The organism is Variovorax sp. UC122_21 (assembly GCF_044056785.1).
Taxonomy (GTDB): domain Bacteria; phylum Pseudomonadota; class Gammaproteobacteria; order Burkholderiales; family Burkholderiaceae_C; genus Variovorax.
In genome coordinates, this window is the sequence record NZ_CP172004.1 from 3060126 (window position 1) to 3078433 (window position 18308).

At 68.9% G+C, this 18308-nt stretch carries 12 protein-coding genes and 1 pseudogene; 4 read left to right on the forward strand and 9 right to left on the reverse strand.

The window, feature by feature from the left end; translation table 11 throughout:
* Positions 1–85: 85 nt before the first annotated feature.
* A pseudogene (locus ACHMXE_RS26785) lies at positions 86–2693 on the reverse strand ([protein-PII] uridylyltransferase).
* 31 nt (positions 2694–2724) lie between these two features.
* Entirely contained in the window at positions 2725–3549 is an 825-nt protein-coding gene (gene map / locus ACHMXE_RS26790; protein ID WP_057597054.1) for a type I methionyl aminopeptidase, read from the reverse strand.
* Positions 3550–3733: 184 nt separating this feature from the next.
* Between map and purL the strand changes: the two genes are divergently transcribed.
* Both purL and rnk read left to right on the forward strand, forming a co-directional pair.
* Complete coding sequence (gene purL / locus ACHMXE_RS26795) at positions 3734–7765, forward strand: phosphoribosylformylglycinamidine synthase (protein ID WP_395352371.1); 4032 nt, start codon at positions 3734–3736, stop codon at positions 7763–7765.
* A 349-nt stretch (positions 7766–8114) separates the two neighbouring features.
* Positions 8115–8552 carry a nucleoside diphosphate kinase regulator gene (rnk, locus tag ACHMXE_RS26800; protein WP_395352373.1) on the forward strand — a complete coding sequence of 146 codons (438 nt, stop codon included), beginning with the start codon at positions 8115–8117 and terminating at the stop codon, positions 8550–8552.
* A gap of 10 nt (positions 8553–8562) precedes the next feature.
* Here rnk and ACHMXE_RS26805 read toward each other — a convergent pair whose 3' ends face one another.
* The 7 genes from ACHMXE_RS26805 to ACHMXE_RS26835 form a co-directional block, all read right to left on the reverse strand.
* A complete protein-coding gene (locus tag ACHMXE_RS26805) occupies positions 8563–9504 on the reverse strand; it encodes a helix-turn-helix domain-containing protein (protein WP_203201088.1) in 942 nt (313 codons plus the stop codon).
* A gap of 113 nt (positions 9505–9617) precedes the next feature.
* Complete coding sequence (locus ACHMXE_RS26810; RefSeq protein WP_203201087.1) at positions 9618–10403, reverse strand: peptidylprolyl isomerase; 786 nt, start codon at positions 10401–10403, stop codon at positions 9618–9620.
* Positions 10404–10539: 136 nt separating this feature from the next.
* Positions 10540–10824 carry a BolA family protein gene (locus ACHMXE_RS26815; protein ID WP_093342105.1) on the reverse strand — a complete coding sequence of 95 codons (285 nt, stop codon included), beginning with the start codon at positions 10822–10824 and terminating at the stop codon, positions 10540–10542.
* 2 nt (positions 10825–10826) lie between these two features.
* Positions 10827–11372, reverse strand: a complete 546-nt coding sequence (locus tag ACHMXE_RS26820) for a septation protein A (protein WP_057597048.1) — start codon at positions 11370–11372, stop codon at positions 10827–10829.
* Between the two features lie 46 nt (positions 11373–11418).
* Positions 11419–11832, reverse strand: a complete 414-nt coding sequence (msrB, locus tag ACHMXE_RS26825) for a peptide-methionine (R)-S-oxide reductase MsrB (RefSeq protein WP_203201086.1) — start codon at positions 11830–11832, stop codon at positions 11419–11421.
* Positions 11829–13352 carry a YdiU family protein gene (locus ACHMXE_RS26830; RefSeq protein ID WP_395352377.1) on the reverse strand — a complete coding sequence of 508 codons (1524 nt, stop codon included), beginning with the start codon at positions 13350–13352 and terminating at the stop codon, positions 11829–11831. The genes msrB and ACHMXE_RS26830 overlap by 4 nt, the downstream gene beginning before the upstream one ends.
* 44 nt (positions 13353–13396) lie before the next feature.
* Positions 13397–14512, reverse strand: a complete 1116-nt coding sequence (locus ACHMXE_RS26835; RefSeq protein WP_395352379.1) for an AraC family transcriptional regulator — start codon at positions 14510–14512, stop codon at positions 13397–13399.
* A gap of 189 nt (positions 14513–14701) precedes the next feature.
* On the opposite strand from ACHMXE_RS26835, the gene ACHMXE_RS26840 reads away from it, so the two are divergent.
* On the forward strand, positions 14702–16447 hold the full coding sequence (locus tag ACHMXE_RS26840) for a carboxylesterase/lipase family protein (RefSeq protein ID WP_395352381.1): 1746 nt from the start codon (positions 14702–14704) through the stop codon (positions 16445–16447).
* 202 nt (positions 16448–16649) lie between these two features.
* Positions 16650–18278: a 3-(methylthio)propionyl-CoA ligase gene (locus ACHMXE_RS26845; protein WP_209541505.1), complete on the forward strand. Its 1629-nt coding sequence runs from the start codon at positions 16650–16652 to the stop codon at positions 18276–18278.
* Positions 18279–18308: the final 30 nt, after the last annotated feature.

Consider the following 18308-nt stretch of genomic DNA (forward strand, 5'->3'; position numbering starts at 1 on the left):
AGAAACATTTGGTATTCAATTCACAGGAATCTGTGAACTTTTGTCGCGAATCTGGCCCGGCGGAGCGGGCCGCCGGGCTGGCCATTCAGGCCTCCAGGGCTTCCATCAGCTCGGTCTCGATCGCGGCCTGCGTGCGCTGGCCTTGCAATTCGGGACCGCTGATGAGGAAGCTGTCTTCCACGCGCTCGCCCAGGGTCGTGACCTTGGCGAGCTGCAGGTTCAGGTGGTGCCGCGCGAGCACGCGGGCCACCGGATGAGAGCAGGCCGGCGCGGTCGCTGGCCGAGATGCTGAGCACCCAGCGCTGCGCCTTCTCGTCGGGCACCAGGCTGATGCGCGGCTTGATCGGGAAGCTGCGCACCCGGCGCGACACCCGGCCCATGCTCGGCGCCGGCAGGGCGCCGGCCTCGGTCAGGGTCTGCGCGAGCCCGGTCTCGACCATGTTGATCAGGTCGCGGTAGTGGTCGGGCAGGAAGGTGGTCACCACCTGGAAGGTGTCGAGCGCGTAGCCGTTGCTCGTGGTGTGGACCTTGGCGTCGAGGATGCTGAACGAGGCCTGGTCGAAATAGCCGCAGATGCGCGCGAACAGGTCGGGCTGGTCGGGCGTGTAGACCACCACCTGCAGCCCTTCGCCCACCGGCGACAGGTGCGCGCGCACCACCGGCGGCGCGGCCGGGTCGATCGGCACGTTCTTCGGCGGCACGAAGCGCGACAGCTGCATCGCGTGCCAGGCGATCTCGCTGGCGTCGTGGCGCATGAAGTAGCCCACGTCGAGCGTGTCCCACAGCGCCTTGTGCGCCTCGAAGCGCTGGGCGTGCAGCGCCAGTTGCACCAGCGCCTCGCGCTTGCGCGATTCGACCTCGGTGTCGGGGTCGGGCATGCGCCCGCCGAGCGCGCGCAGGGTGTAGCGGTAGAGGTCCTCGAGCAGCTTGCCCTTCCAGGCATTCCACACGCGCGGCGAGGTGCCGCGGATGTCGGCCACGGTCAGCAGGTAGAGCGCCGTGAGGTAGCGCTCGTTGCCCACGCGCTTCGCGAAGGCGCCGATCACCTCGGGGTCGCTCAGGTCCTGCTTCTGCGCCACCTGACTCATGACCAGGTGCTCGGAGACCAGGAACTCGATGAGTTCGAGTCTTCGCGCGAGATGCCGTGCTGCTTGCAGAAGCGCGCCACGTCGCGCGCGCCCAGCGTGGAATGGTCGCCGCCGCGGCCCTTGGCGATGTCGTGGAACAGCGCGGCCACGTACAGCAGCCAGGGCTTGTCCCAGCCGGCCGCGAGCTGCGAGCAGAACGGGTACTCGTGGGCATGCTCGGCGATGAAGAAGCGCCGCACGTTGCGCAGCACCATCAGGATGTGCTGGTCGACCGTGTAGACGTGGAACAGGTCGTGCTGCATCTGCCCCACGATGCTGCGGAACACGCGCAGGTAGCGCCCCAGCACCGAGGTCTGGTTCATCAGCCGGAAGGCATGCGTGATGCCGTAGGGCTGCTGCAGCGTCCGCATGAAGGTCTCGTGGTTCGCCGGATCGTTGCGGAACTTGCTGTCCATCACGTGGCGCGCGTTGTAGAGCGCGCGCAGCGTGCGCGCCGACAGGCCCTTCACGCCGATGGTCTTCTGATAGAGCAGGAAGGTCTCGAGGATGGCGTGCGGCTCGCTCTCGTAGAGGTCGTCGCGCGCGATCTCGATCAGGCCGGCGCGCTCGAAGAAGCGCTCGTTGATCGGCGTCGGCAGCTCGTCCACCGGCTGCAGCCGCTCCGAGATGTTGAGCAGCAGGATCTGGTTGAGCTGCGAGACCGCCTTGGCGGCCCAGTAGTAGCGCCGCATCAGCGCCTCGCTCGACTTGCGCTGCGACTCGCTCACGTAGCCGAAGCTCGCGGCCACCGCGGTCTGCAGGTCGAACACCAGCCGGTCCTCGCGCCGGTTCGCGATCACGTGCAGCCGCGCGCGGATCAGCGACAGCAGCGCCTCGTTGCGCTTGATCTGCTGCGCCTCGAAAGGCGTGGCCAGGCCGTTGCGCGCCAGATCGTCCCAGCGGCTGCCGAAAACCCGCGGCCTTGGCGACCCAGAGGATGGTCTGAAGGTCGCGCAGGCCGCCCGGCGACTCCTTGCAGTTGGGCTCGAGCGCGTAGGGCGTGTTGTCGAACTTCTGGTGCCGGTGCCGCATCTCCTGCGACTTGGCGATGAAGAAGGCCTGCGGGTCGATCACCGTGCCGAATTGCTTGCGGAAGGTGGCGAACAGCTTCTTGTCGCCCGCGATCAGCCGCGCCTCGAGCAGCGAGGTCTGGACCGTGACGTCCTTCTCGGCCTCGGCCAGGCATTCCTCGATGGTGCGCACGCTCGAGCCGATCTCCAGGCCCGCGTCCCAGCACTGGCCGATGAAGGCCTCGAGCCGTGCCGGCTCGACCGCCTGCTCGCCGCCCTCGGGCGGCAGCAGCAGCAGCACGTCGACGTCGGAATAGGGGAACAGCTCGCCGCGGCCGTAGCCGCCGACCGCCACCAGCGCCAGGCCGTCGCCGAAATCGGCGTCCTGCCACAGCGTCTGCAGGTTCTCGTCGGCCAGCGCCGCGAGCTGGCGCAGCACCGTGTGCACGCTGCGCGTGGGCGCGCGCGCGAAGCGCAGGGTCTCGAAAAGGGCGAGCTTCTTCGCGCGGTAGGCTTCGCGCAGCGTCGCGACGTCGTGTCGGGCAGCTTCGATCATGGCGATGGGGTGGCGCGGCCGGCCGCGCGACTCATGTCTTGATGGCGCTCACGAACGAGGGCAGCGGCGGGCTGCCCTCGGACAGGGTCAGCACCTCGTAGCCCGTTTCGGTGACCAGCACCGTGTGTTCCCACTGGGCCGAGAGCGAGTGGTCGCGCGTGACGATGGTCCAGCCGTCGTACTGCCCACCCTTGAAGTCTTCCTTCACGTCGCGCTTGCCGGCGTTGATCATCGGCTCGATGGTGAAGATCATGCCGGGCTTGAGCTCTTCCATGGTGCCCGGGCGGCCGTAGTGCAGCACCTGCGGTTCTTCATGGAAACGCTGGCCCACGCCGTGGCCGCAGAACTCGCGCACCACCGAGAAGCCCTGGCCCTCGGCGAACTTCTGGATCGCATGGCCCACGTCGCCCAGGTGGGCGCCGGGGCGCACCTGCAGGATGCCGTGCCACATGGCCTCGAAGGTGATGTGGCACAGGCGCTTGGCCGCGATCGAGGCGTCGCCCACGACGTACATTCGCGAGTTGTCGCCGAACCAGCCGTCCTTGATGACGGTGACGTCGACATTCATGATGTCGCCCTTCTTCAGGGGCTTGTCGTTCGGGATGCCGTGGCACACCACGTGGTTGACCGAGGTGCACAGCGACTTGGGGAAGGGGACGCTGCTGGCGCCCATGTAGCCCACCGTGGCCGAGGTGGTGCCCTGCTTGACCATGTACTCGGCGGCCAGGCGGTCGACGTCGTTGGTCGTGATGCCGGGCTTGATGAAGGGCGTGAGGTAGTCCAGCACCTCGGACGCGAGGCGGCAGGCGACGCGCATGGCGGCGATGCCCGCGGCGTCTTTGTAGGTAATGCTCATGCGTGGAATTATCCCATCCGGCCGAAGAAATCGGCGCTGGCACGGGCTCTGGCCGGCGGGGCGGGCGAGGGCTTCGGCATGACCTAAAATCCGCGTCCTGCGCGGACGGCCCCGTCAGCGGCCGCCCGCCCACGGATTTCCAGACCTCTCCAAAGCCCAACGCGGCCCCAAGGCCCCACCCATCGTGACGCAGCCCGCTTCCGTTTCCACTGCCCTTCCCGTCGTAACCATCTTCGAGGGCGGCAGCGCACTCAGCGAATTCCGCGCCCGGCAGCTGCTGCCGAAGCTGCAGGCCGTCGATCCGCGCATCGAGGGCATCGCCGCGCGCTTCGTGCACCTGGTGGTGACCGATGGCGCGCTCGACGCGGAAGGCCGCGAGCGCTTCGCGGCCCTGCTGACCTACGGCGAGCCCTTCGAGGCGCCCGCCGCCAAGGCCGCGGCGGCGGTGGTCGTCACGCCGCGCCTGGGCACGGTGTCGCCCTGGGCCTCCAAGGCCACCGACATCGCCCACAACTGCGGCCTGGCGCTGCGCCGGGTCGAGCGCGTCACCCAATATCACCTGAAGCTCAAGTCGCCGCTGCTGGGCAAGGCGCCGGTGCTCGAGGGCGAGGCGCTGGCCGCCGCGGCCGGCCCGCTGCACGACCGCATGACCGAATCGGTGCTCGCCACCGTCGACCAGGCCGCCAGCCTGTTCAGCGAGCTGCCGGCCCAGCCCATGGCCACGGTCGACGTGCTGGCCCAGGGCCGCGCGGCGCTGGAGGCGGCCAACACCGGCTTCGGGCTGGCGCTGGCCGAGGACGAGATCGACTACCTGGTCGATGCCTTCACGAAGTTGGGCCGCAACCCCAGCGACGTCGAGCTGATGATGTTCGCGCAGGCCAACAGCGAGCACTGCCGCCACAAGATCTTCAACGCCGACTTCACCATCGACGGCGCGGCGCAGCCGCAGAGCCTGTTCTCGATGATCCGCCACACCGAGCGCCAGAACCCGCAGCACACGGTGATCGCCTATGCCGACAACGCCTCGGTGATGGAAGGCGGCGAGATCGAGCGCTTCATTCCGCGCGGCGCCGATGCCGCGAGCGCACCGGCGTATACGAAGGACACGGCGCTGACCCACGTGCTGATGAAGGTGGAGACGCACAACCACCCGACGGCGATCTCGCCGTTCCCGGGCGCCTCGACCGGCGCCGGCGGCGAGATCCGCGACGAGGGCGCCACCGGCCGCGGTTCCAAGCCCAAGGCCGGCCTGACCGGCTTCACGGTCTCGAAGCTCTGGCCCGAGGACGGCCACTACGGCAAGCCCGAGCACATCGCGAGCCCGCTGCAGATCATGACCGAGGGCCCGCTGGGCGGCGCCGCCTTCAACAACGAGTTCGGCCGGCCCAACCTGCTGGGCTACTTCCGCGAGTACGAGCAGGCCCTGGCGAGCGACCGCGACACGGTGCAGCGCGGCTACCACAAGCCGATCATGATCGCGGGCGGCCTCGGCAGCATCGATGCCACCCAGACCAAGAAGATCCGCTTTCCGGCCGGCTCGCTGCTGATCCAGCTCGGCGGCCCCGGCATGCGCATCGGCATGGGCGGCAGCGCCGCCAGCTCGATGGCCACCGGCGCCAACGCGGCCGAGCTCGACTTCGACTCGGTGCAGCGCGGCAACCCCGAGATCGAGCGCCGCGCGCAGGAGGTCATCAACCACTGCTGGCAGCAGGGCGCGGCCAACCCGATCCTCGCGATCCATGACGTGGGCGCGGGCGGCCTGAGCAATGCCTTCCCCGAGCTGACCAACGACGCCGGCCGCGGCGCGCGCTTCGACCTGCGCGCGGTGCCGCTCGAGGAATCGGGCATGGCGCCGAAGGAGATCTGGTGCAACGAGAGCCAGGAGCGCTACGTGCTGGCGATCGCGCCCGAGTCGCTCGAACGGTTCAAGGCCTTCTGCGAACGCGAGCGCTGCCCCTTCGCGGTGGTCGGCGTGGCGACCGAGGAGCGCCAGCTGCTGGTGGCCGACGAGGGCGCCGCGCTGCAGCCGGTCGACATGCCGATGGACGTGCTGCTCGGCAAGCCGCCCAAGATGCACCGCGACGTGCAGTCGGTGGCGCGCAGCTTCCAGCCGCTGGACCTCACGGGCGTCGACCTGCAGAAGGCCGCGATCGACGTGCTGTCGCACCCGACCGTCGCCTCCAAGCGCTTCCTGATCACCATCGGCGACCGCACCGTGGGCGGCCTGAGCCATCGCGACCAGATGGTCGGCCCGTGGCAGGTGCCGGTGGCCGACTGCGCCGTGACCCTGGCCGACTTCCAGGGCTTCGCGGGCGAGGCGATGAGCATGGGCGAGCGCACGCCGCTGGCCGCCTACGACGCGCCGGCCTCGGGCCGCATGGCGGTGGCCGAGGCCATCACCAACCTGTTGTCGGCGCCGATCGAGCTGTCGCGCGTCAAGCTGTCGGCCAACTGGATGGCTGCCTGCGGCGAGCCCGGCGAGGACGCCGCGCTCTACGCCACGGTCAAGGCCGTCGGCCTCGAGCTGTGCCCGGCGCTGGGCGTCTCGATTCCGGTCGGCAAGGATTCGCTGTCGATGCGCACGCAGTGGAAGGAGGGCGGCGAGACCAAGAAGGTGACCTCGCCCGTCAGCCTGATCGTGAGCGCCTTCGCCTCGCTCGACGACGTGCGCGGCACGCTCACGCCGCAGCTCGACGCCAACGAGGACGACAGCACGCTGGTGCTGGTCGACCTCGGCCGCGGCCAGCACCGCATGGCCGGCAGCATCCTGGCGCAGACGCTGGGCCAGAGCGGCGACACCGTGCCCGACCTCGACGATCCGGCGCAGCTGGTGGCGCTGGTCAATGCCGTCAACGCGCTGCGCGCCGACGGCAAGATCCTCGCCATGCATGACCGCAGCGACGGCGGCCTGTTCGCCGCGGCCTGCGAGATGGCCTTCGCGGGCCACGTGGGCGTGGCGCTCAACGTCGACATGCTGGTCACCGAGGGCGACGGCATCTCCGACAGCCGCATGGAGACCGGCGACGCCAAGAACTGGGCGCAGCAGGTCAGCGCGCGGCGCGAGGAGCTCACGCTCAAGGCGCTGTTCAACGAGGAGCTCGGCATGCTGCTGCAGGTGCGCACCGCCGAGCGCAACGAGGTCATGCAGGTGCTGCGCGCCCACGGCCTGAGCACCCACAGTCATTTCATCGGCAAGACCCGGCCCGCGAGCTCGGCCATCGAGGCCGGCAAGGGCAAGCTCGAGGTGTGGCGCGATGCCAAGTCGGTGTTCAGCGCCAGCCTGCACGACCTGCACCAGGTCTGGGACTCGGTGAGCTGGAAGATCGCCCGCGAGCGCGACAACCCGGCCTGCGCCGATGCCGAGCATGCGGCCGCCGGCGAGCCCGCCGATCCGGGCCTGCACTGGCACCTGCCTGCCGGTGCAGAGCCTGCCGCTCCCGCGGTGCTGGCTTCGCGGCCCAAGGTCGCGATCCTGCGCGAGCAGGGCGTGAACTCGCACGTCGAGATGGCCTATGCCTTCAGCGAGGCCGGCTTCGAGGCCTTCGACGTCCACATGACCGACCTGCAGTCGGGCCGTGCGCGGCTCGCCGACTTCAAGGGCGTGGTGGCCTGCGGCGGCTTCAGCTACGGCGACACGCTGGGCGCCGGCATCGGCTGGGCCCGCAGCATCACCTTCAACCCGCGCCTGGCCGACGAGTTCAAGCGCTTCTTCGGCCGCGCCGACACCTTCGGCCTCGGCGTGTGCAACGGCTGCCAGATGTTCGCCGAGCTGGCCGACATCATCCCGGGCGCCGAGGCCTGGCCGCGCTTCACCACCAACCAGAGCGAGCGCTTCGAGGCCCGCCTGTCGATGGTCGAGGTGCTCGATTCGCCGAGCCTGTTCTTCGCGGGCATGGCCGGCGCGCGGCTGCCGATCGCGGTCGCGCATGGCGAGGGCTACGCCAACTTCAAGCACCGTGGCGATGCCTCGAAGGCGATCGCGGCCATGCGCTTCGTCGACAACCAGGGCCAGCCCACCGAGCAGTACCCGTTCAACCCGAACGGCAGCGCGGGCGGCCTGACCTCGGTGACCACGGCCGACGGCCGCTTTACCGCGGTGATGCCGCACCCCGAGCGCGTGTTCCGCAACATCCAGATGAGCTGGAACGGCGGCGACGCGAGCGAGCGCAGCCCCTGGATGCGCATCTGGCGCAACGCCCGCCGCTGGGTGGGCTGATCGCCGGCGGCGAGGGTTCCAATCCGGCAAGGCCGGTGGGGACTTTCGCCGCGGCCTGCGCCACGGGGCCGGTAGACTCGGCCGCATGTCGCGCACTTCCGCTTCCACGCTGACCGCACCGGCCCTGCCGGGCGCGCTCGCGCGTGGCCGGCGCCGCGCGGCGCGGATGACGGCGCTCAAGCGCCGATCGCCCTGGCATTCCTGAGCCCGGCGATCCTTCCTCCTTCCTTTCTTCTCGCGCACCTCCCGATCGCCGGGCCTCCTCCAAGCCCGCGCGCCGGCGCGTCCGCCTCATTGCGCTCCCTCGATGGAGCCCGCGGGCACGCCTTCACTTCATCAGGAGCCACCCATGCAAGCCACCGCCTCGTTCACGCGACTCGAACGAACCCTCACCCAGCTAGACCACGCACGCCTGCACAAGCTCGCCGCGCATGCGCTGCAGACGCGCGGCGCGGCCGATCCGATCGCGCAGGCCCTCGAGGAGATGCTCGACTGCAGCGAGGTCGTGGCGCCGCAGGATGCGTCGCCCGACCTCGTCACGATGAACTCGCGCGTCGAGCTCGAGGACCCCGCGAACGGCGAGCGCTATGCGATCACGCTGTGCTATCCGCGCGATGCCAAGCCTTCGGAGGGCGAGGTCTCGGTGATGTCGCCGGTGGGCGCGAGCCTGCTGGGCGCGCGCGTGGGACAGGTGGTGGAATGGACCACGCCGGCCGGCGTGCACGGCGCGGCGCGCGTCGCGGCGCTGCAGTTCCAGCCCGAGGCGGCGGGCGAATACCTGCGCTGAAGCGCGCGCTTCAGCTCGCCGCCCCGTGCAGCAGGCTGCCGGGCGTGGTGCCGTAGGCGCTCTTGAAGGCGCGCGAGAAATGCGAGAGGTCGCTGAAGCCGCACTGGTAGGCGGCCTGCGTGACCTGCTGCACGCGGCCTTCGGACAGGATGTGGAAGCTCTGCTCGAGCCGGCGCTTCCACAGGTGATGCATCACGGTCGTGCCATGGGCCGCGAACACGCGCGTGAGCGTGCGCGGCGAGACATGCGCGGCCTCGGCCACGCCGGCCATCGACAGGCCGGTGTCGTCGAGGTGGGCGTCGATGTAGCGCACGGCCTTCTCGTAGATCGAGCCGTGGCGCGTGGCCGCGGCGGCGCCCTCGGCCACGTCCTGCAGTTCCATCGCGGCGCTCAGCGTGTCGAGGAAGGCCGCGGCGAAGCGCGCCTGCGCGGGCAGGGCGGCATCGCGCGCCTCGAAGCGCAGCGCCTCCTCGGCCATGCCGTGCAGCAGCCCGGCCAGCGAACTGCCGTCGGCGATCTTGAGCGCCATCATGTGCTCGGCCTTCGGGAAGCGCGACAGCAGCTGCTGGCGCGGAAAGCGCACCAGCAGCAGCGACTCGGGCACGAGCTCGTGCACGAAGGGCCGGGCCGCGTCGTACAGCACGATGTCGCCGGCCGAGGCATGCAGCGTGCGGCCCTGCTGCGCCATGTTGGCCTGGCCGCGCTGGAAAAAGGCGGCCACGATGTCGTCGTCGGGCGCAACGCGCGCGAGCTGGTCGGTGCGGATGAAGGTGTGCGGCTTCGACTGCATGCGGCACACCGTGAGGCTGCCCAGTTGCTGGCCCGAGAGGCAGCCGTCGAAATCGCGCGCGAATTCGCCGCGCGCCGGTATCAGGCGCCGGCATACCGATTCGCGCCAGAACTCGGTCTTGTGCCGTGGCGCGAGCGCCTCGGTCGAGTGGTAGAAGCCCATGGTCGACACCCTCCGCGCCGATGGCGCGCCGCGGATTCTTGCAAGAAACAAGCCCAAAGAAAAACGGCCCGAAGGCCGTCTTTGCTGAGGAATTTGCGCCCGGGGCGCCGCGATCACTCGATCTTGGCCTTGGCGCGCAGGTCTTCCTGGTACTTCTGCAGGCGCTGCTGCTGCAGCTGCTGCGTGATCTGCGGCTTGATGTCGTCCATCTTCGGCAGCTGGGCCTGGCGGATGTCGTCGACGCGGATGATGTGCCAGCCGAACTGGGTCTTGATCGGCGCCGGCGTGGTCTCGCCCTTCTTGAGCTTGATCATCGCTTCCGAGAACTCGGGCACGAAGTTGGCGGGGTTGGCCCAGTCGAGGTCGCCGCCGTTGGCGCCCGATCCCGGGTCCTTGCTCTGCTTCTTGGCGATGTCCTCGAACTTGGCGCCCTTCTTGAGGTCGGCCATGATCTTCTTCGCCTGGTCCTCGGTCTCCACCAGGATGTGGCGTGCCTTGTATTCCTTGCCGCCGTTGGCCGCCACGAACTTGTCGTACTCGGCCTTCACGTCGGCGTCCGAGACCGGATTGGTCTTGCGGTAGTTCTCGAACAGGGCGCGGATCAGGATCGCCTGGCGTGCGAGTTCGAGCTGGTTCTTGTAGTCCTCGGTGGCGTCGAGGCCCTGCTTCTGCGCTTCCTGCATGAACACTTCGCGTGCCACGACTTCCTCGCGCAGCTGACCTTGCATCTCGGGCGTGACCGGACGGCCGGCCGCGGCCAGTTGCTGGGCCAGCGCGTCCATGCGTGCCTTGGGCACCGCCTTGCCGTTGACGATGGCTGCGTTCTGCGCCAGGGCGGCCATGGGAACGGCACCGAGCAGCGCTGCGGCCGCGACGGCCTGCAAGATTTGTTTTTTCATGGATTGAATGTCGGGCTGAGAAATGCGCTTGGATGAAAGTGCGCGTGGAGGAAACCGGAGCAAGGACACAGGGGGAGGGAGCGCCGCCGCGGAGAACCGGGGCCCGTCAGCCGGCGGCTGGCGGTGGATGGACGACTCAGAGCACCTCGATGGCGATGGCGTGCAGACCCTGTGCGATGAAAAGTTGGAGGGCATCATACACAAGCCGATGACGCGCCACGCGTGGCTTTCCCTCGAACAGCGGGGAGGCGATGCGCACGCGGAAATGGGTGCCGAATCCCTCGGCATTGGCCCCCGCGTGGCCCGCGTGCGCGGCGCTCTCGTCGATGACTTCGAGCGCCGTCGGCTGCAGTGCGGCACGCAGCGCGGCCTCGAGGGCCGCCACGGTCGGCAGCGGATGCGAAGCGGTGGTGCTGCTCATGCTCAGGCGGCCGGCTTGTCGTCGCCGCTCTTGAGGTGCGGCGAGATGTACAGGCCCTGCGCCACCAGGAACACGATCGGGAACGCATAGCCCCAGAGCTTGAAATTGACCCAGGCCTCGGTCGTGAAGTAGGCCGCGACGTAGCCGTTGATGGCGGCCATGAAGAGGCAATAGCCGATCCACGCGATGTTCAGCCGCATCCAGATGCGGTCGGGCAGCTCGAGCTGCGAGCCCAGCAGCATCTTCAGGAAGTTCTTGCGGAAGGCCCACAGCGCCACGGCCAGCGCCACCGCCATCGCGCCGTACAGCACGGTCGGCTTCCACTTGATGAAGCGGTCGTCGTGCAGGACCAGCGTGAGCGTGCCGAACAGCAGGATCAGCACCAGCGTGGCCTTCTGCATCGCCTGCAGCTTGCGTTCCATCGCGTAGATGATCGCCATCTGCACCACCGTGGCGGCCATCAGCACGCCGGTGGCGGTGTAGATGTCGGCGAGCTTGTAGGCCCCGAAGAACAGCAGGATCGGGAAGAAGTCGAGGATCAGTTTCATGCAGTCGGATGGCGACGGGGCCGGAAGGAAAGGGAGGGGTCGCCGTTCAGGGCTTCTTCTGGAAATCCAGCGAGGCCGAATTCATGCAGTAGCGCAGGCCGGTCTCGGTCGGTCCGTCGGGAAAGACGTGGCCCAGGTGCGCGCCGCAATTGGCGCAGACATTCTCGGTGCGCACCATGCCGTGCGAGCGGTCGACGATGTTGCGGATCGCGCCCGGCACGGCTTCCTGCGAGAAGCTGGGCCAGCCGCAGCCCGCGTCGAACTTGGTGGCCGACTCGAACAGCTTGGCGCCGCAGCAGACGCAGTGGTAGGTGCCGTCGTCCCAGTGCGCTTCGTACTTGCCCGTGAAGGGGCGCTCGGTCGCCGCGTGGCGGGTCACCTCGAAGGCCGCCGGCTCGGCGCCTTTTTCGGCGAGCAGCGCTTTCCATTCGGCATCGGTTTTCTGGACGGGTGTGTTCATGATGAGCAGCTGATTTCGATCGTGGAAGCCCAGTCGGGCGGGAACCCGGCATACGCATCGGCGCCGGGATGTTCTTCAAATGGGGATTCCAAAAGGCCGAGCAAGGTGGCCACGCCCGAGAAGTCGCGCCGGCCAGCCGCTTCGATGGCCTGCTGGCCCAGGTGGTTCCGCAGCACGTACTTCGGATTGCTGCGCAGCATCAATTCGGCCGCCTGATCGCGCGGTGTATGGGTGTGGCGCTCCAGAAAAGATAGCAGCCAGGCGTCGAAGCCGGCGCGGTCGATGAACAGCTCGCGCACCGGCTCGATGTTGCCGTCGACGCAGTACTGCGCGAGCCGGCGCCAGAAGATGGTGTAGTCGGTCTTCTCGGCCGCCAGCAGCTTGAGCGCGTCCTCGATCAGCGCGCGGTCGCCGTCGGCCGCGTCGGCGAGGCCGAGCTTGGCGCGCATGCGGTTCTCGAAGGCGTTCGGGAACGCGGTCTTGTACGACTCGAGCGCGGCCAGCGCGAGCTCCTGGTCCTCGATCAGCGGCAGCAGCGCCTGCCCGAGGCAGAACAGGTTCCAGTACGCCACGTTGGGCTGCTGGTTGAAGGCATAGCGCCCGCCGGTGTCGCTGTGGTTGCAGATGTGGCGCGGATCGAAGCCGTCGAGGAACTGGAACGGCCCGTAGTCGATGGTGAGCCCGAGGATGCTCATGTTGTCGGTGTTCATCACGCCATGGCAGAAGCCCACCGCCTGCCAGTGGGCCAGCAGGGTGGCGGTGCGCTCGCTCACGGCCTCGAGCAGCGCCGCGTAGGGGTTGCCGCCGAAGCGCTCGTTGTGGCGGCAGGCCGGGTAGTAGCGGTCGATCACGTAGTCGGCCAGCGCGCGCAGTTCATCGTGTTGCTGGTTGGCCGCGAAATGCTCGAAATGGCCGAAGCGGATGAAGCTGGTCGCCACCCGCGTGACCACCGCGGCGGTCTCGATCTCCTCGCGGCGCACGCGCGCGTCGGAGCCGGTCACGCACAGCGCGCGCGTGGTCGGGATGCCCAGGCCGTGCATGGCTTCGCTGCAGAGGAACTCGCGGATGCTCGAGCGCAGCACCGCGCGGCCGTCGCCCATGCGCGAATAGGGGGTGCGGCCCGCGCCCTTGAGTTGGATCTCGAGGCCGCCCGCGGTCTCGCCGAGCAGGATCGCGCGCCCGTCGCCGAGCTGGCCGGCCCAGACGCCGAACTGGTGGCCGCTGTAGACGCTGGCCAGCGGCCGCGCGCCCGCGAGCGGGATGTTGCCGCTGAGCGCCTCGAGCAGCGCGTCGTTGCGCCAGTCCGCGGGCAGGCCCAGCTCGCGCGCGACCTGCTCGCTGTGGCCGACCCAGTAGGACGGCGTGGGCGAACTCAGCGGGGTGGGGCGCAGTTCGGTGAAGAAGCGCGGGCCCAGCGCCGCGAAGCCTTCGACCCATTCCAGGCCCAGGTCGGCGTTCTCGGGCCGGGCGGCGGTGGCGTCGGTGCGGGTTTCTTCGGCAAGCGGGCTCGTGGGCGTCATGGCCCGATTGTCCGGCAGAGCGCGAGACCCCAGGCCGAGGGCGGTCAGGCCGCGGCGCGTAGCAGGGGCAGGTCGGCGCCTTCGCCCTGCCACAGCCGCGTGCGGTACTGGGCCGGCGGCAGGCCGAACCAGCGCTTGCAGGCGCGGAAGAAGTTGCTGCTGTCGACGAAGCCCAGCAGGTCGGCCACGTCGGTCAGCGTGTGGCGCTCCTGCGCCAGGTACTGCTGCGCCAGTTCGCGCCGGGTGCGGTCGAGCAGCGCCTGGAACGACACCGACTCCTCCTGCAGCCGGCGCTGCAGCGTGCGCTCGGCCAGGCCCAGGCCCGCGGCCACGTCCTGGCGGCGCGGCTCGCCGTGCGGCAGGCGGCGCGCGATCTCGGCGCAGACCAGGGTGCTGGTGGTGGTCTGGCCCAACTGGTCGAGCTGGTCGTCGAGCAGGTGCTCCTGCATCTCGCCGAGCTCGGGGTGGCTGGTCGGCAGCGTCATCGCCAGGTTGGCGGCCGACAGCAGCATGCGGTTGGCCGGGGCGCCGAAGCGCACCTCGCAGCCGAAGGCCTCGCGGTGCGGCCGGTCGTCGTCGGGGGGCGGGTAGGCGAACTCGATCGCCAGCGGCTCCATCTCGCGCCGGATCAGCCAGCGGCACTGCATCAGCATGGTGAGCAGGGCGTACTCGACGCGCTGGCGCGGGATCGGCAGGCTGCCGCCCGTGTGCTGCATCACCATCCAGCGGCCGCGCGCCTCGGGCTGCACCGAGAACGCGGTGGCATCGGAGATCACGGGCATGTAGCGCGCGAGCCGGTCCATCGCCTCGCCGAGATCGACGCAGCAGGCCATCACGTGGGCGACGGTGCCGAGCTTGCTGTGGGTGGCGGCCAGGCCGCGGTGCAGGCCCAGCGTGGGCCGGCCCGCGCGCGCCACGGCCAGCTGCCACAGCACGGTGACCTCGTCGACCGGGATGCGCGCGTTCTGCCGCAGCAGCGATTCGGGGTCGAAGCCGGCGTCGCGCAACAGCGAGGGCACGTCCAGGCCCTCGGCCTCGAACATCCTCAGCACCCCTTCGAGCCAGGCCGACGAGCTCGTGCGCAGCTCGGGCTGCGGCATGCAGCCCGGACGGCGCGCGGGCCGGCGCGCGTGGCGCGGGTTGGAGGCTCCTGAAGTCATTCGATTGGCTCGCTTGCGATAGCGGTGGAAACGGCACCCGTTCCTAGAATTTTTTTCGGGTTCGGCGGGCCGGAGTATGGCTGTCGGACACCGATGCAGGAATTCCGATTAACCCGGTGTGGAGACAAACACATGCAAGCAATGGCAACGGCAGCAAAAAGCCAGGGTACGGCAGGACAGAAGACGAAGGTGGCCTCGGCCATCGCCATGGCCGCGATCGCGGCCGCCAGCATGGCGCTGGTGGCCTGCGGCGGCGGCGGCTCCGGATCGAGCGGATTCTTCCCGGTGGCGCCGCCACCGCCGCCGCCGCCCGCGCCCCCGCCGGCCGCCGACGGCCCGATGGTGCGCCAGACCACCGCCGGCAAGATCGAGGGCGTGGACGACAGCGCCGCCACCGGCACCTTCTCCTGGAAGGGCGTGCCGTTCGCCCAGGCGCCCGTCGGCGCGCTGCGCTGGGCGCCGCCCGCCGATCCCAAGGCCTGGGAAGGCGTGCGCTCCGCCGCCAGGTTCGGCCACAGCTGCGCCCAGGGCGGGCGCTACTTCAGCCCCGCGCCCGGCGACGCGCCGTTCGGCCTCGGCAACCGCGAGGGCTTCGGCAAGCCGGTGGGCGACGAGGACTGCCTCACGCTCAACATCTGGCGCCCGGCCGGCGACACCGCCAAGCTGCCCGTGATCGTCTACATCTACGGCGGCAGCAACATCTCGGGCTACACGGCCGATCCTGGCTATGACGGCGCCCAGCTCGCCAGGCGCGGCAATGCCGTCGTCGTGACGATCAACTACCGCCTCGGCGCGCTCGGCTGGTTCGACCTGCCGCAGCTCAAGACCGGCGAGGCGAAGAACGACTCGGGCAACTTCGCGCTGCTCGACCAGATGCAGGCGCTGAAGTTCATCCAGGCCAACATCGGCGCCTTCGGCGGCGACGCGGGCAACGTCACGGTCATGGGGCAGTCGGCGGGCGCGGTCAACACCTGGGGCCTGGTGGTCTCGCCGGCGTCGGCCGGCCTGCTGCACAAGGCGGTGCCGTTGAGCGGCGGGATTGCGTTCGCCTCGCGTGCCAGTGCGCAGACCTACTCGAAGAAGCTGCTCAACCTCCTCGCCATCGCCGACGGCAAGGCGACCGACACGGCCTCGGCCAACACCTGGGCGGCCTCGCAGACCGATGCGCAGATCGCAAGCTACATGCGCAGCGTGCCGGCGGACAAGCTGCTCGCTCTGGTGCTCGCGAAGGCGAGCGATCTGGGCACACTGCCGGCACCAATCGAGGACGGCACCGTCCTGCCGGTGAACTCGGCCGCCGAGGTGGCCGCGGGCCGCTTCAACAAGGTGCCGATGCTGATCGGCAACACGCGCGACGAAGGTACGCTGTTCGCCAACACCTTCGGCACCTTCACGGGGCAGGGCCTGGGCTTCAAGCCCACCGACTACGAACGCTTCGGCCTGCAATACAACTTCAATCCCGATGTGCCGACCACGCTCACCGAAGCCGATCTGATCAACGCACCCTACCTGCCGGTAGGTAAGCCGCTGACCGGCTGGAAGGCCGCATCGGATTTCGCGACCAACGTGGTCTTCCTCAACGCCTTGCCGCCGCAGATCGACGCGGTCGCCAAGTACCTGCCCACCAGGACCTGGTACTACCGCTTCGACTGGAGCCAGCAGGTGGCGCCGTTCAACACCGTCTATGGCGCGACGCACGGGCTCGACACGGTGTTCATGTTCCACAACTTCGGCACCAACATCTTCTCCTTCGCCTATGGCGAGGCGAACCGGCCGGGCCGCGAGGCATTGTCGGATGCGATGGTGGGCAGCCTGTCGGCGTTCGCGCGCACCGGCGATCCGAACCACGCGGGCCTGGGCGTGACCTGGCCCAACTGGCCGCGCAAGATCGTGTTCGACGCGAGCAAGACGCAGCTGCAGAACAGCGCGCCCTGAGACGGTGCACTGGCGGCGGACACCCTCGTGGCGGCCAACGCCGCCACGGCGCCTGCATGCTCCGGCGGGCGCCGGCTGTCGTCTGGACGACAGATCGGTGTCCGCGAAGTGCGGGTTTCTGTCATTGTGCGAACGCACATAAATTGCGTGAATCGCGCTAGTCCTGAAACCGCTGAATTTTGTTGAAAGAAGGAGCCTGTAGATGCTGGGTTTGATGCAAGACCGACCGCTTTTGATCTCGTCGCTGATCGAGTTCGTCGAGCGCCACAACGGCGATGGCGAGATCGTTTCGCGCCGGGTCGAAGGCGACATCCACCGCTGTACCTGGAGCGACATCGCATCGCGTTCCCGGCAGGTGGCCAATGCGCTGGACGGCGAGCAACTGCTGTTCAGCGATCGCATCGCGACCCTGGCCTGGAACGGCTACCGCCACCTCGAGCTCTACTACGGCGTGAGCGGCAGCGGCCGCGTGCTGCACACCATCAATCCGCGCCTGCATCCCGACCAGATCGCATGGATCGCGAACCATGCCGAAGACCAGATCCTGTGCTTCGACCTGACCTTCCTGCCGCTGGTGCAGGCCGTGCACGCCAAGTGCCCGACCATCCGCAAGTGGGTGGCGCTGTGCGGGCCCGACAAGCTGCCGGTCGACAGCGGCGTGCCCAACCTCGTGAGCTACGAGGACTGGGTCGGCGGCCAGTCCACCGAGTACCAATGGCCGGTGTTCGACGAGAACTCGGCCTCGAGCATGTGCTACACGAGCGGCACCACAGGCAACCCCAAGGCCGCGCTCTACAGCCACCGCTCGACCATGCTGCATGCCTACGCGGCCGCGCTGCCCGACGTGATGCGCATCTCGGCGCGCGACTCGGTGCTGCCCGTGGTGCCGATGTTCCACGTCAACGCCTGGGGCATTCCGTACTCGGCCGCGCTCGTGGGCTGCAAGCTGGTGTTCCCGGGCCCGGCGCTCGACGGCAAGTCGGTCTACGAACTGATCGAAGGCGAGGGCGTGACCTTCGCGGCCGGCGTGCCCACCGTGTGGCAGATGATGCTGGGCCACATGCAGACCAACGGCCTGAAGTTCAGCACGCTCAACCGCACCGTGATCGGCGGCTCCGCCTGCCCGCCGGCCATGATCAAGGCCTTCCAGGATCTCTACGACGTCGAGGTGCTGCATGCCTGGGGCATGACCGAGATGAGCCCGCTGGGCACGCTGTGCACGCTCAAGAACAAGCACCTGAAGCAGTCGCCCGAGGAGCAGCTCACGGTGCGCCTCAAGCAGGGCCGCGCGATCTTCGGCGTCGACCTGAAGATCGTCGACGGCGAGAACAAGGAACTGCCCTGGGACGGCAAGGCCTACGGCGACCTGCTGGTCAAGGGCCCGTGGATCGTCAAGGAATACTTCAAGGGCGAGGGCGGCGATCCGCTGATCGACGGCTGGTTCCCCACCGGCGACGTCGCCACCATCGATGCCGACGGCTACCTGCAGATCACCGACCGCAGCAAGGACGTGATCAAGTCCGGCGGCGAATGGATCAGCTCGATCGACATCGAGAACATCGCGGTCGCGCATCCGGCCATCGCCATGGCGGCCTGCATCGGCGTCTACCACCCGAAGTGGGACGAGCGCCCGATCGTCGCGGTGGTGAAGAAGCCCGGCGCCGAGGTCACGCGCGAGGAACTGCTGAAGTTCTACGAGGGCAAGACCGCCAAGTGGCAGATCCCCGACGACGTGGTCTTCGTCGAGGCGATTCCGCTGGGCGCCACCGGAAAGATCCTCAAGACCCGGCTGCGCGAGCAGCTCAAGGACTACAAGCTGCCCGGCCTCTGACGCGGTTCGCGGCGCTGGCCGTGTCGCCTA